The sequence below is a fragment of the Rhodonellum psychrophilum GCM71 = DSM 17998 genome, assembly GCF_000381545.1.
GTDB lineage: Bacteria > Bacteroidota > Bacteroidia > Cytophagales > Cyclobacteriaceae > Rhodonellum > Rhodonellum psychrophilum.
The window spans coordinates 254,911-268,477 of record NZ_KB906675.1 but is presented as its reverse complement, the minus strand read 5'-3'; the positions used below and the strand labels follow the sequence as shown (position 1 = coordinate 268,477).

General features: G+C 41.8%; 11 protein-coding genes and 1 other RNA gene. 5 read left to right on the top strand and 7 right to left on the bottom strand.

From position 1 onward, the window contains the following. Positions 1–2 precede the first annotated feature (2 nt). The 3 genes from F824_RS0107155 to F824_RS0107145 are packed head-to-tail and all read right to left on the bottom strand — an operon-like array spanning position 3 to position 2,370. Complete coding sequence (locus F824_RS0107155) at positions 3–1,304, bottom strand: D-alanyl-D-alanine carboxypeptidase (RefSeq protein WP_019597186.1); 1,302 nt, start codon at positions 1,302–1,304, stop codon at positions 3–5. A gap of 6 nt (positions 1,305–1,310) precedes the next feature. Continuing rightward, positions 1,311–1,694, bottom strand: a complete 384-nt coding sequence (locus F824_RS0107150) for a DUF423 domain-containing protein (protein WP_019597185.1) — start codon at positions 1,692–1,694, stop codon at positions 1,311–1,313. Position 1,695: 1 nt separating this feature from the next. Beyond that, complete coding sequence (locus tag F824_RS0107145) at positions 1,696–2,370, bottom strand: YggS family pyridoxal phosphate-dependent enzyme (RefSeq protein WP_019597184.1); 675 nt, start codon at positions 2,368–2,370, stop codon at positions 1,696–1,698. A 47-nt stretch (positions 2,371–2,417) separates the two neighbouring features. Between F824_RS0107145 and F824_RS0107140 the strand changes: the two genes are divergently transcribed. The 3 genes from F824_RS0107140 to F824_RS0107130 are packed head-to-tail and all read left to right on the top strand — an operon-like array spanning position 2,418 to position 5,214. Then, complete coding sequence (locus F824_RS0107140) at positions 2,418–3,968, top strand: GH3 family domain-containing protein (protein ID WP_019597183.1); 1,551 nt, start codon at positions 2,418–2,420, stop codon at positions 3,966–3,968. Further along, positions 3,965–4,603: a LysE family translocator gene (locus tag F824_RS0107135; protein WP_019597182.1), complete on the top strand. Its 639-nt coding sequence runs from the start codon at positions 3,965–3,967 to the stop codon at positions 4,601–4,603. The genes F824_RS0107140 and F824_RS0107135 overlap by 4 nt, the downstream gene beginning before the upstream one ends. Positions 4,604–4,641: 38 nt before the next feature. Further along, complete coding sequence (locus tag F824_RS0107130) at positions 4,642–5,214, top strand: DUF6992 family protein (RefSeq protein ID WP_019597181.1); 573 nt, start codon at positions 4,642–4,644, stop codon at positions 5,212–5,214. A gap of 309 nt (positions 5,215–5,523) precedes the next feature. On the opposite strand, the gene ald is transcribed toward F824_RS0107130, so the two are convergent. After that, positions 5,524–6,642, bottom strand: coding sequence for an alanine dehydrogenase (gene ald, locus F824_RS0107125; protein WP_019597180.1), 1,119 nt, complete (start codon positions 6,640–6,642; stop codon positions 5,524–5,526). Between the two features lie 442 nt (positions 6,643–7,084). On the opposite strand from ald, the gene F824_RS0107120 reads away from it, so the two are divergent. Continuing rightward, the gene (locus tag F824_RS0107120; RefSeq protein WP_019597179.1) at positions 7,085–9,490 is read left to right on the top strand and encodes an alpha-ketoacid dehydrogenase subunit alpha/beta; all 2,406 of its coding nucleotides are present in this window, start codon (positions 7,085–7,087) and stop codon (positions 9,488–9,490) included. Between the two features lie 314 nt (positions 9,491–9,804). On the opposite strand, the gene F824_RS0107115 is transcribed toward F824_RS0107120, so the two are convergent. Next, positions 9,805–10,479 (bottom strand): hypothetical protein, encoded by a 675-nt coding sequence (locus tag F824_RS0107115; RefSeq protein ID WP_019597178.1) that lies wholly within the window; start codon positions 10,477–10,479, stop codon positions 9,805–9,807. A gap of 71 nt (positions 10,480–10,550) precedes the next feature. Between F824_RS0107115 and F824_RS0107110 the strand changes: the two genes are divergently transcribed. After that, complete coding sequence (locus F824_RS0107110; protein ID WP_019597177.1) at positions 10,551–11,546, top strand: long-chain-fatty-acid--protein ligase; 996 nt, start codon at positions 10,551–10,553, stop codon at positions 11,544–11,546. 186 nt (positions 11,547–11,732) lie between these two features. On the opposite strand, the gene F824_RS0107105 is transcribed toward F824_RS0107110, so the two are convergent. Continuing rightward, positions 11,733–12,890 (bottom strand): sigma-54-dependent transcriptional regulator, encoded by a 1,158-nt coding sequence (locus F824_RS0107105; RefSeq protein ID WP_019597176.1) that lies wholly within the window; start codon positions 12,888–12,890, stop codon positions 11,733–11,735. Between the two features lie 22 nt (positions 12,891–12,912). Then, positions 12,913–13,342: RNase P RNA component class A (gene rnpB / locus F824_RS26790), an RNA gene on the bottom strand. Between the last annotated feature and the right edge of the window lie 225 nt (positions 13,343–13,567).

The window sequence follows — 13,567 nt, the reverse complement described above, 5'->3', positions numbered from 1 at the left end:
AATTAAAAGGAATCTCTGACATAAACCAATACTTTCTCCATTTCTCGACGGATTTCACTGGCCTTATTCAAATAATTATTGTTCATGAAAGCAAATGCATAAAATTTATTTCGGCTCGTTCGAATGATCCCCACCATGCTGTGGTTGTTGCTGATGGTTCCGGTTTTTGCAAACACATAGGGTCGAGGGGCTTTGTAATTGTTTTTTAGCGTACCACTGATTCCGCCTTGCGAAAGCAGCTGCATCAATTGATTTCTGGGAAGGAGATCTTCAATCTTCACCATTAAGTCAACCATGCTTCTCGGCGTGGCCAGATTGTGTCGGGAAAGTCCTGAGCCATCCACCCACTGTGGACGATCTGGTAAATCCATGAGGTAGGTTTTTAGGATGTAATCGATCGCCCGCTCGGTATTCATTTGACCCATAATCTGATCTGAGACCATCATGAGCAATTGCTCTGCAATAAAATTATCGCTTTCCTGGAGCATTTCGGACCATAATGGCCGAATGTTTCCGCCCCTGAATACTTTGTGTCCCGGGGGCAGAACTTCTTTTACCAGTTGAATGGGTTTTTGCAAGGTTGCACTGGCCAATTCCACGAATATTTCCGGAGAGGTGATGAATGGAACAGCTTCCTTTTTAGGGATGTATAATTTCGGATTGTAATAAAATGCATTTGAACGGAAATCCCTTTCTATTCCTTTCATTTCCTTATCCGTCACGGAAAGGGAGTTTTTGAAAAGAGTAGGGGATACCCGGGGGATGTTATTTGAATGGCTGATGGTGACCAGATTTCCAAAGATGGGAAATGGAGATCTTTCGGAAGAGTAAGCATAATAATAATCGTCCCATTGCCAGCCATAGCCGAAAGCAGTTGAATTCCAGTTTTGATCGGAAAAGTTAATCTTTTTGTATGGAGCCAAAAACTCCTTGATTTTTGGTTGGGGAAGTATGTCATACCCCCAAGAAGGATCACCGGCCCCCCAAATGGTGATTTCATCCCCATTGGCAACATATCGGAAGGTATTGATGCTGTCACCTAAGGTGACGAGGCTCGCATAAAAGGTCAGCAACTTGATAGTGGAAGCCGGGATGAAATTGATATGGCTGTTTTTTTCAAACATCACCCATTGGCTGTCAAGATCATAAAGCATAAATCCCGTCAAGTGGTTTTCGAAGAAAGAAGTCTCCCCCAAAAGTTCATCAAGGCCTTGGTACCTTTTTTTGATTGCCTCCTCCTGCCCAAAGGCGAACTGGAAAGTAAACAGGAATAATAAGAGGGAAATGAATGATTTAATTGGCATTCTCGATCATTTTTTGGGGTTTTTAAAAGACCAAAACAACAGGGTCCAGCCCAAAATGAAAGCGACTCCACCTAAAGGAGTGATCGCTCCTAAGATATTTATTCCCGTCAGGGCAAGGATATACAGAGAACCTGAGAAGATGATGATGCCAACGAAAAAAAGCCAAATGGATTTTTTTAAGAGCGTTTTTTCGGGGAATATTTCGAAAAGAATGGCGGTGCCGAAAATCGCAAAGACATGATAAAAATGATAATTGACGGCAGTTTCAAAAGTGGCTTGTTTGCCTGTACTTTCGAGAATGGACGAAAGGCCGTGTGCACCAAATGCGCCGATTGCAACGGCCAATGCCCCCAAAATAGCTGCCAGGCGGATGTATTTTCCTTTTTTCATTTCAATGATTGTTCCTCTGACCAAAAATAGCGCTTCCTATCCTAACCATGGTGCTCCCTTCTTCTTGTGCTATTCGATAATCGCCACTCATACCCATCGATATTTCTTTCAGGTCGAAATTTGAAGGTAAATCCATTTGATTCAGCTCCTCCATCAATGTTTTCAACCCTCTGAATTCCTTCCTGATGACAGACTCATTTTCGGTAAATGTGGCCATTCCCATCAATCCAATTATCTTTACGTTTTCGAGTTGGTGAATCTCCGGGCTACCCAGCATATCTTCCAGTTCTGCTTTGTCAAAACCGAACTTACTTTCTTCCTTGGCGATATGAATCTGCAGAAGGCAGGAGATGGTTCTGTCTGCTTTTATTGCTTGTTTGTTGATTTCCTTCAAAAGTTTGAAAGAATCCACTCCATGGATCAAGTAGATAAAAGGAGCAATGTTTTTGACTTTGTTGGATTGAAGGTGTCCGATCATGTGCCAGCGGATGTCAGAGGGCAATTGGGCGTGTTTTTCCAGGATTTCCTGGACTTTATTTTCCCCAAAATCCCTGATTCCGGCATCATAGGCTTCTTGTAAGAGTGGGACAGGTTTGGTTTTGCTGACGGCCACAAGGAGACAATCCGGGTGAACAAAATCTTTTTTAATGCCAATAAGATTTTCTTTAATACTCATTCCTTTAAATTTGATTAAAAAAACAGTTAAACTCTGAAAACAAAGATATGGCTATATTGGGGACATTGCTAAAAAAAGGCATCAGATTAAGGAGCGCATTGGAGCAGGAATTCAGTTCCTCTTTGGAGATCCAAAAGAATGAGCTGAGAAAGTTAATGATCAAAGCAAGGCATACCGAAATAGCTAAAAAATATCATTTTGATCAAATACTGAAGTTCTTCAAAAAAGAAAACGGCGATTTTTACCAAGCTTTTTCAAAGAATATACCCATCTACAATTACGAAAAGATTTATGAGGAGTGGTGGCACCGGTTGAAAAATGGAGAGAAGAACATCACTTGGCCTGGCAATATCCAATATTTTGCCCTGACATCGGGAACTTCTGGTGCTTCTTCCAAATACATTCCCATCACCAAAGACATGGTCAAAGCCATCCGCAAAATTGGGGTACGTCAGATGTTAACGCTTTCAAAATATGATTTGCCTGACAATCTTTTTACTAAGGGAATTTTAATGCTGGGAGGCAGCACAGATTTGGATTTTAACGGGACTTTTTTTTCCGGAGATCTCAGTGGGATTACCACAGGAAACCTTCCGATTTGGTTCCAGCGCTTTTATAAACCGGGAAACAAAATCTCCAAAAATAAAAATTGGGGAGAAAAACTGGATCAAATCGTTGAAGAAGCCCCGAACTGGGATATTGGGATCATCGTAGGTGTGCCTGCCTGGCTTCAGATCCTACTGGAAAAAATCATACAAAGATATCAACTTAAAACCATTCACGACATCTGGCCCAATTTGATGATTTACGTCCATGGAGGAGTTTCCTTCGAACCTTACAGAAAGGGTTTTGAAAAGCTGTTGGAAAAGCCACTTGTCTATATGGAAACCTACTTGGCTTCTGAAGGTTTCTTGGCCTATCAAGCCATCCCAAACCAAAGGTCCATGAGATTGGTGCTGAATCAGGGGGTTTTCTTTGAGTTTATTGCATTCAATGAGAAAAATTTTAATGAGGAAGGAGAGTTACGCGAAGATCCCCAAACCTTTAAAATCGACGAGGTGGAAGAAGGTGTGGATTATGCACTGTTGATCACGACCTGCGCAGGCGCATGGCGGTATCAGATCGGTGATGTGATTCGATTCGTTTCCAAAGAAAAATGTGAAATCGTCATCACAGGAAGAACAAAGCATTTTTTGAGTCTTTGCGGCGAACATCTTTCTGTGGACAATATGAATCATGCCATCGAACTGGTTTCGGAGGAACTGAATTTAAATGTCCGTGAGTTTACGGTTTTGGGACTTGCACATGAAGGGCTTTTTGCGCACCATTGGTTTGTGGGAACCGACGACTCCGTTAGCAAAGAAGATCTATTAAAAAGGATTGACTCACATTTAATGACCCTGAATGACGATTATGGGGTAGAAAGACAACATGCATTGAAAGCTGTTCATTTAACGGTTCTTTCACCCTCTATTTTTTACAATTGGATGAGGGAACAGGGAAAAGAGGGAGGTCAAAACAAATTTCCCAGGGTGCTAAAAGGAGAAAAAGCAGAGGCATGGCTTTATTTTTTGAAAGTAAATAATATTGATTTATGAGCCAAGCTTTGTTAGAAGGTTTGAGTATGGGCATGATATTGTCCGCTATGATCGGTCCGGTCTTTTTTACATTAATCCAGAGCAGCATCGAAAGCGGTTTCAGGTATGCAGCCATCGTAGCGCTCGGGATCTTTACCAGTGATTTGCTTTATGTGGTGATCACTTATTTTGGGGTAAGCTTATTTGTTCAAAACCCGATGTTCGAAATTGTATTGGGTTATTTTGGTGGGGTCGTTTTGATTGGATTCGGAGTCGTTACTTTTTTTAAAAAGGCGCCTTTAAGACCCAATTCCGGAGGCATTCCCATCGCCAAACCACTAAAAAAGATGGGGTTTCTGAAGGGTTTCGGCATCAATGGCATCAATCCATTTGTTTTGCTTTTTTGGATCTCAATCGCTGGACTTGTCAACCTCAAGTCGGATTTCCGGAAAGTGGACGTGTTCGTGTATTACACCGGCTTATTGCTGACTGTATTCAGCATTGATTTGTTGAAAGCTTACATCGCAAAACAACTTCGTCCTTTGGTAACGCCCAAGGTCATGAAAAACTTAAATAGGGTGACAGCAGTTGTACTTGTAGTTTTCGGAATACGATTGTTTAAATATGCATTGGACAAACACTTATTATTAACCTGAAAATAATGAAAACAGACAACAAATCAAATCGATTTTGAATGGTGTTCATATTGATACTGGTCAGTTTTGGTTTTGTCAATGGCCAAAATGAAATGGGGGCGATGGAATTCAATCAGACCCGCCTGGACTATAACAAAAAAGGAATGCTGATTCTGGGTTTGTGGGCCGCTGGAAATATGGCTGTAGGTGGGGTAATGGCCGGTAGGACAAGCGGTGAAACAAAAGGTTTCCATCAAATGAATATTTATTGGAATTCGGTCAACTTGGCCATTGCTGGTTTTGGGTATTACCAAGCAACCAAGGAAATTCCCAACTCGGAATTTTGGGCAACCATGGAGGCGCAGCAGGGGATAGAAAAAATCCTATTGGTCAATGCTGCGCTTGATGTGGCTTACATGGCAGGAGGCTTGTTTCTTTTGGAGCGGGGGAAAAGGTTGGAAAAAGACCAATTCAAGGGTTTCGGCAAGTCTATCGTGCTTCAAGGAGCTTTTTTGATGGGATTTGATGTGGTCATGTACGTTTTTCATCATCAGAACGGACAAAACCTTCCCAAGATTTTCAATAAACTGGAATTGACTCAGAATGGAATTGGTCTGGTCTTCCCCCTTTAGCTTTTTCCATTAAACCCTTGTTACGCATTGCCAATTTTATTCTAATCTGAAATTCCTAAAAATCAGTGAGTTGTTAATTTTTTTTGACTTCGCCAAATCTCGGCGCTACGCATCATTCTCCCAATAGCCTGATTTTCTTTAAGTTTCAGACCCATTAGGAAACGGAATGCATATTTCTGGTTGAAATACCGAATTTGGGATTCTATGTTATTGGTTATTGGTTTTAAAAAAAAAAGACCCCAAATTTTAAATTAAAAAACCCTCAAAGCATGAAGCTTCGAGGGTTTTTTAATGTTTTATTTGAAAAAATTAATCCTCCAAATATTTATTTACAGGTACGTAAGGCGCATTGAAAGCCTGAGCCACACCTTCGAAAACAATGTCTCCGTTGATGATATTCAAACCAGGGATCAACTCTGGGTTTTCCTGAGCTGCTTTTTTCCACCCCTTATCCGCCAATTGAATGGCATAGGGTAGTGTCGCATTGGTTAGCGCCAAAGTCGAAGTATAAGGCACTGCACCCGGCATATTGGCCACACAGTAATGCACCACACCTTCGATCACGTAAGTTGGGTTTTCATGAGTAGTTGGTTTGCATGTTTCGATGCAACCTCCTTGGTCCACGGCCACATCTACCACGACCGCTCCCTGTTTCATGTCCTTCAACATGTCTTGGGTGATCAAATGCGGAGCTTTTGCACCAGGGATCAAAACTGCTCCGACGATCAAATCGGCATCCTTGATCATTTCCCTGATGTTGTATTCATTGGACATCATGGTTTTTACATTTGCAGGCATCACGTCTGCAAGATAGCGCATCCTTTGCAGGGAAACATCCATAATGGTGACGTCAGCTCCAAGACCGGCGGCCATCCAAGCTGCTTGTGTGCCCACGATACCACCGCCAAGAATAAGTACTTTAGCAGGCAAAACACCTGGAACACCACCAAGAAGGATACCTCTTCCTCCAAGTGGTTTTTCAAGGTAGTTGGCTCCTTTTTGAATCGCCATTCTACCAGCTACTTCAGACATGGGTACCAAAAGGGGTAAAGACCTATCTGTTTTTTCAACGGTTTCATAAGCCAGGCAAACAGCTTTGCTCGCGATCATCGCCTTGGTCAAAGGCTCATAGGAGGCAAAGTGGAAATAGGTGAAAAGCAATTGACCTTCCTTGATCAGTTTGTATTCTGGCTCAATGGGTTCCTTTACTTTGATAATCATTTCGGCAACACCGTAAACCTCTTCAATAGAAGCGAGTACCAAAGCACCTGCCAGTGTGTAATGCGCATCTGTAAATCCGCTACCTTCACCTGCATTGTGCTGAACATACACGGTATGTCCTCTTTTGACAAGTTCTTTTGCGCCTGCAGGGGTGAGGGCAACCCTGTTTTCATTGTTTTTTATCTCCTTTGGAACACCGATTATCATAAAGTTGTAATTTGGGTTATTAAATAGTGTGCGTAAATATAATAAGGGAATCCATTTTCAGAACACAATCCGATCACTTATTTTGATTCAAATAGGAAATCGGGACCTATTTGAAATTTAATTTTATTCAAGTACATTTAACTTCATATTATTTCAACTTTTAAAGTTTAATGAGGAATAATTCCGACAGTTTTTAAATATGATTTAGCCTTTGTTTCCGTTGGCGGAATGAATTAATTGTATTTAAAAAAAACCTTGAATTATTTAAAATCAAAATAAAATTTTGTTTATGTAATTTTTAAGTATTTTAAATAAAATTTATCTTCAAAAAAATTCACAATCATTCTGTCTGGAGCTTTGTTAAAATAGCAAATTTAATTATTTTTGAAATACTTGCACAAAGCGTGCAGTAAACCCAAATTAACTTTTAGTTCATCTAAACATGACTGTAGTGGCAACATTATCAAAAAACAAAAACCTAAAAGTGCTTGATAAAGAGCAACTTCTGAAAGATTACCGTTTGGCCCAAGTGAGCCGTCAAGCTTCCCTGATGGGGAGAAAAGAGGTTTTTATGGGGAAAGCCAAGTTCGGGATTTTCGGTGATGGAAAGGAAATGGCCCAGATAGCAATGGCAAAACACTTCAAAGCTGGAGATTTTCGCTCGGGATATTATAGAGATCAGACTTTTATGCTCGCCATAGGTGAGTTGACGATCGAAGGGTATTTTGCACAGTTGTACGCACATACAGATGTAAAGGCCGAACCAGCGTCTGCAGGAAGGTTGATGAACGGGCACTTTGCTACCCGTTTTCTCCATGATGATGGGACGTGGAAGGAGTTGTCTGCAATGAAAAACTCTTCAGCGGATATTTCTCCCACTGCAGCCCAGATGCCAAAACTTTTGGGATTGGCCTATGCGTCGAAATTATTCCGTCAAAACAAGGAAATCCAACACCTCAAGCAATTCAGCAATCATGGAAATGAAGTGGCATGGGGAACTATTGGGAATGCCTCTACTTCAGAAGGTATGTTTTTTGAGACAATCAATGCGGGCGGCGTGTTACAAGTGCCAATGGTCGTATCGGTATGGGATGACGGGTATGGAATTTCTGTTCCAAATGAATACCATACCACAAAAGGGAGTATTTCCGAAATCTTAAGAGGTTTCCAGAGAAATGACGACCAAGCTGGGTATGAGATTTTTGTGGTAAAAGGTTGGGATATAGAAGGTTTGGACCGAACCTATGAGAATGCCGCAAGGATCGCTCGGGAAGAGCATGTGCCGGTATTGATCCATGTGATAGAAATGACCCAGCCTCAGGGGCATTCCACTTCCGGATCCCATGAAAGGTACAAGAGCAAGGAAAGACTTTCTTGGGAATTGGAAAACGATTGTATCCTAAAATTTAAAGAGTACCTGATCAACAAAGAGGTTGCAACCGAAGAAGATCTCGATCGTATAGAAAAGGAAGCCAAGACTTTCGTGAAAGAAGCGAAAGAAAGCGCTTGGAAAGCATTTGCTGGAGGGATCAAAACGGAATTGGAAGAAGCTGTGAGTTTAATCAAGAACCTTCCTTCCACATCAACCAAATTCGTACAAATAGCAGAAGAACTAAACAAAACGCTCAATCCAATCAGGAAGGATGTGATCAGTACGGTACGAAGAGTCTTATGGATGCTTCGTAGTGAACCGGAAAGCATAAAAACGGAACTGAGGACTTGGTATCAAAATCAGCAAGCCATCAATGAAGATCGTTACAGCAGCCATTTATACAGTCAGTCAGAAGATAGGGTTGGCAATATACAGCCCATCGCGGTTGAATATGCCGATGATGCTTCTCTGGTCGATGGCCGTGAAATACTCCAAGCCTGTTTCGATAATTTACTTGCAACAGATCCGCGGTTTTTTGCCTTCGGCGAAGATGTCGGTAAGATCGGAGATGTCAATCAGGCATTTGCCGGATTACAATCAAAATTTGGCGAATTGAGGGTAACCGATACCAGTATCCGGGAATGTACCATTATTGGGCAAGGAATAGGAGCTGCTTTGAGAGGATTAAGGCCGATGGCCGAAATTCAATATTTGGACTATTTGTATTATGCGCTGATGACCTTGGCCGATGATCTTGCCTGCTTGCAATACAGGACCAAAGGAGGACAAAAAGCACCTTTGATCGTCAGAACCAGAGGCCACCGATTGGAGGGGGTTTGGCATGCGGGCTCGCCGATCGGAATGATTTTGAATTCCCTCAGGGGAATGTTGATCTGCGTACCGAGGGACATGACCCAGGCGGCAGGAATGTACAATACCCTGATTAAAGCCGATGAACCGGCATTGGTGATTGAGTGCCTGAATGGCTATAGACTTAAGGAGAAAATGCCTTCCAATATTGGAGAATTCAGGGTTCCATTGGGTAAACCAGAAGTGCTCAGGGAAGGAAGTGACATCACTGTGGTCACTTATGGATCGATGTGTAGAATCGTCATGAGTGCAGCGGAAGAATTGCTGCAAATGGGGATAGACATAGAGGTCATTGATGTGCAGACATTGCTGCCATTCGATACCGATGGGATGATTGCAGAATCGTTGAAGAAGACCAATAGGGTTTTGTTTACTGATGAGGATTTGCCGGGAGGAGCTTCTGCATTCATGATGCAGCAGGTGATTGAAGGCCAAAAGGCATTCTATTATCTTGATTCTGAGCCAGCCACATTGGCGGGAAAGGCACATCGACCAGCGTATTCTTCCGACGGAGATTATTTCTCAAAACCATCAGTGGAAGATGTCGTGGAAAAAATATATGAAATGATGAGTGAAGTGGATCCCATAAGATTCCCGGAAATCTAAGTAATAGCCTTGCACAAAAAAAGACCCATAAAATATTTTATGGGTCTTTTTTTGTGCAAGGCTATGAAACAATCCTGTTGATGCTTCGAGCTGGATCTGTTTTAACCTGTTTTATGCATTGGGAACACAATTCAATATTGTAATTGACAGGTAATCAATTGGGTATTTGCTATTTTTAACTGCCCCCTATTGGTATCGGAATTTGTTCTCCCAATCGTCTGATTTTCTTTGAGGTTCAATCCCATTTGGAAACCTATATTAGGTTTCGGGTTTAAGGGATTCCCAAAAAAAAAAATTCAGTTTCACTCAAAAACCTACCTTCTTGAAATTTGGGAAAGGGTTACTTCAGGACTGGATACAATATTGCTTTTGTTGAGCGCTCTGTCCTGAATCTGAACATCTATCCTTATTGTGTCATTTCTGAATAGGGATTGCCAACCAAAGGATAGCATTGAATACCTGATGGTGCCTTCCACAGCCTGGGTATTGTTGTTGTTCAGGATCCTTGGGAATCGACCGTTGAAGGTGGTGTAAAATGGGGGATTTTCCCAGCGGAATTCACTGAATACCCCATTTCGTTTGATAAAGAATTTAACGAAGATATTGTTGTGATTTTGATTTTGTTCGACCCAAACGGTATCCCGAACGACAATGTTGTTGACTGTGGGATTGACTGCCCAATCTATTGGGTTGAATTGAGGAGCCTCTGAGGGACGTTTACCGTAGAGAATCAGCGCTCCTGTATTGTCCCTTTTGAATTCCAAGGCATTGAAGGGGGGATCCACATCCGTTGCATTGAGTCCAAGATCTCCTTCGGCATCCTTGAAAGTAATGGAGACAATCAAGGAGTCGGAGCTATTGGTGGAAACAAATTCCATACCCTTAAAAGCCACTTCTGGAACGGAGGGGAAATTATCCGGTGGGGAAATGCATGATCCCAGCAGGATTAAAAACAATAAATTGTAGGTAAAATTTTTTACACTCATCATGCTCCTCTAAATTTACAAGAATTCTGGCAATTGTAAAGTTGTTCAATTTTGCCAAGACAAATTATAAAACGATGAATTATTTCAAAAGTTTTTCCGAGAGATTGCTTCAAATGGATTTTGGTGATTTCCAAGATCGAGCTTTGGAGCTTTTTGAATTTCAAGCGAGGAACAACCCCATTTACAAGGCTTATCTTGACGCCAGGAAGATAAACCTGGCTTCCGTCACAACCATAGAGGAAATTCCCTTTCTTCCGATTGGTTTTTTCAAGGAACATCAAGTGATCAGTGGGAGGCCTAAAGATTCAGAGGAGTTTTATTCCAGTAGCGGAACCACCGGAATGATCACAAGTAGGCACTATATTTGGTCTGAGGAGTTTTATCTTGAGCATTCCTTGCATCTGTTTGAGCGGGAATATGGATCCATTAAGGATTTTCATGTTTTGGCATTGTTGCCTTCTTACTTGGAAAGAAAAGGAAGTTCCTTGGTCAGGATGGCCGATTACTTTATTCAGGAATCCGGATCTGCGCATTCAGGATTTTATTTGTACAACCATCAGGAATTGGTTGAAAAACTCCATTTCCTTAAAAGTGGAGAAAGGAAAGTTCTGCTGCTTGGGGTTACTTTTGGTTTATTGGATCTCGTGGAAGGTGGACATGAACTACCCAAAATGGACAATTTGATCGTAATGGAAACGGGAGGCATGAAGGGGAGGAGAAAGGAAATGATCAGGGAGGAAATCCATCAACTGTTAAAAACCGGTTTTGGATTGGATTTAATCCATTCGGAATATGGGATGACGGAATTGATGTCACAGGCCTATTCAAAAGGGGATGGTAAATATAATTTACCGCCCACCATGCGCGTTCTTATCCGGGATGTCAATGACCCTTTTTCTTGGTCCAACAGAAGTCAAGGAGGTGTCAATATTATTGACTTGGCAAACTTTTATTCTTGTGCCTTTTTGGAAACACAGGATTTGGGTAGAATCGACTCGGATGGCATGCTGGAGGTTTTGGGAAGGTTTGACAACAGTGAGTTGAGGGGCTGTAATTTAATGCTGAATTAATTTTGTATTCAATTAGTAAATAAACATATTTGATATTAGAAATTTAAAAAGTATGAAAAGATTAGCAATTATAGTGTTAGCAGCTGGAATAATGGTACTTAGTGCATGCGCTTCAAGTAGACCTTGCCCTGCTTATTCAAAGGCGTTGGATTCAAAGGAAGTAAAAGTATAAAAATATGCTGACCGTCAATAGTCAGCATATTTTTTTATATCCTCTAAGGAGATTGTTTTTTCTCCTAGAATCACCAATCTTTCCACAACATTCCGCAGTTCCCGAATATTTCCAGTCCATGGAAACTCCTGGAGTTTTTTGATGGCTTCCTTGGAAATTTCTTTCTTGGCCGTTCCATATTCTTTTGCGATATCATCGAGGAATTTATCCACCAATAGCGGAATGTCTTCCTTACGATCCTTCAATGATGGCACCTGTATGAGGATCACACTCAAGCGGTGGTAAAGATCCTCCCGAAAATTTCCCTCCTCTATTTCTTTTTTCAGATCTTTGTTGGTTGCCGCCAATACCCGAACATCCACTTTGATGTCTTTGTCGCCGCCGACACGAGTAATTTTATGTTCTTGGAGGGCACGAAGCACTTTGGACTGGGCCGATAGACTCATGTCGCCTATTTCATCCAAAAATAAGGTTCCATGATCCGCTTGTTCAAATTTGCCCTGCCTTTGCTTCATGGCAGAGGTAAAGGCTCCTTTTTCATGACCAAAAAGTTCACTTTCTATCAATTCAGAAGGGATCGCAGCGCAGTTTACCGCCACAAATGGAGCGTCAGAGCGATTGCTCTTGCTGTGAAGCCAATGGGCGACCAATTCCTTGCCGGTGCCGTTTGGACCGGTGATCAGTACCCTAGCTTCCGTTGGCGCAACTTTCTCGATGGTTTCTTTCACCTGTTTTATGGCCGGTGATTCTCCGACCATATCGAATTTTTGGGAAAGTTTTTTCTTAAGGACCTTGGTTTCTGAAACCAGGTTTTTCTTGTCCAAGGCATTGCGGACCGCCAACAAAAGTCTGTTGAGATCCGGTGGTTTGGAAATAAAGTCGAAAGCTCCTTTTTTGGTTGCTTCTACCGCAGTTTCAATGCTGCCGTGTGCGGAGATCATGATGAATTGGGGCTGTTTTTCCAATAGGGCAACTTGATCCAAAACGTCAATGCCATCCATTTTGGGCATTTTTATATCGCACAGTACAAGGTCAAACTCTTCTTCTTGAATCATTTTCAATCCTTGCTCTCCGTCTTGGGCTTCGAAAATTTGGTATTTTTCGTATTCCAAGATTTCTTTTAAGGTAGCTCTGATGACTTTTTCATCATCTATGATCAGAATTTTCGACATAATTTCCTGGATTGTTTTAAAGTAAAAGTGCAAGCCTGTAAGCCGGGTTCTGTTTCCCGCAAAACGGGACACTTGCCATTTATCTAGGCCAGAACTCGCGCTCTGGCTCAATCGATCTACCCACTCCGGTTTCCCGTATCGATAAAAATATCGACATGGGATTGGACGAGCAGCCCTTGGACCGGAGCCTATTTGATCTTTCAACCCATAAGGTTTGCCTTGCCCCCTTCATCACTGTCGGGGCGGTGGGCTCTTACCCCACCTTTTCACCCTTACCCGGTTTAGGTTTTCACCAGACCCGGGCGGTATATTTTCTGTGGCACTGTCTGTAACCTTGCCGTCACCAGCAAAGCTCCTTCCCGTTAGGAAGTATGGCGCTCTACGTTGCCCGGACTTTCCTCCCTCTTCTTTCGGTGGTACCAAAAGAAAACAGCGACAAGTCGGCTTGCACTTCGCAAATAAAAGGATTTTATTCCAATGCTCTGCAAGTGTCTTTTTTTTTTCAAATTTTGTTTCGGTCAAAAAGGTGGAATAGGGGAAGTCGAACCTTCTAAATTCAAGTGGATTGATGAAATCTATATTTTTTGGGGTTTGAAAGAAAAATCCAATTAAAATTACTCAATCCTTATTTGGATTAAGTTTAAATAGATAATAGATTTGCATCATTATTTAAATTA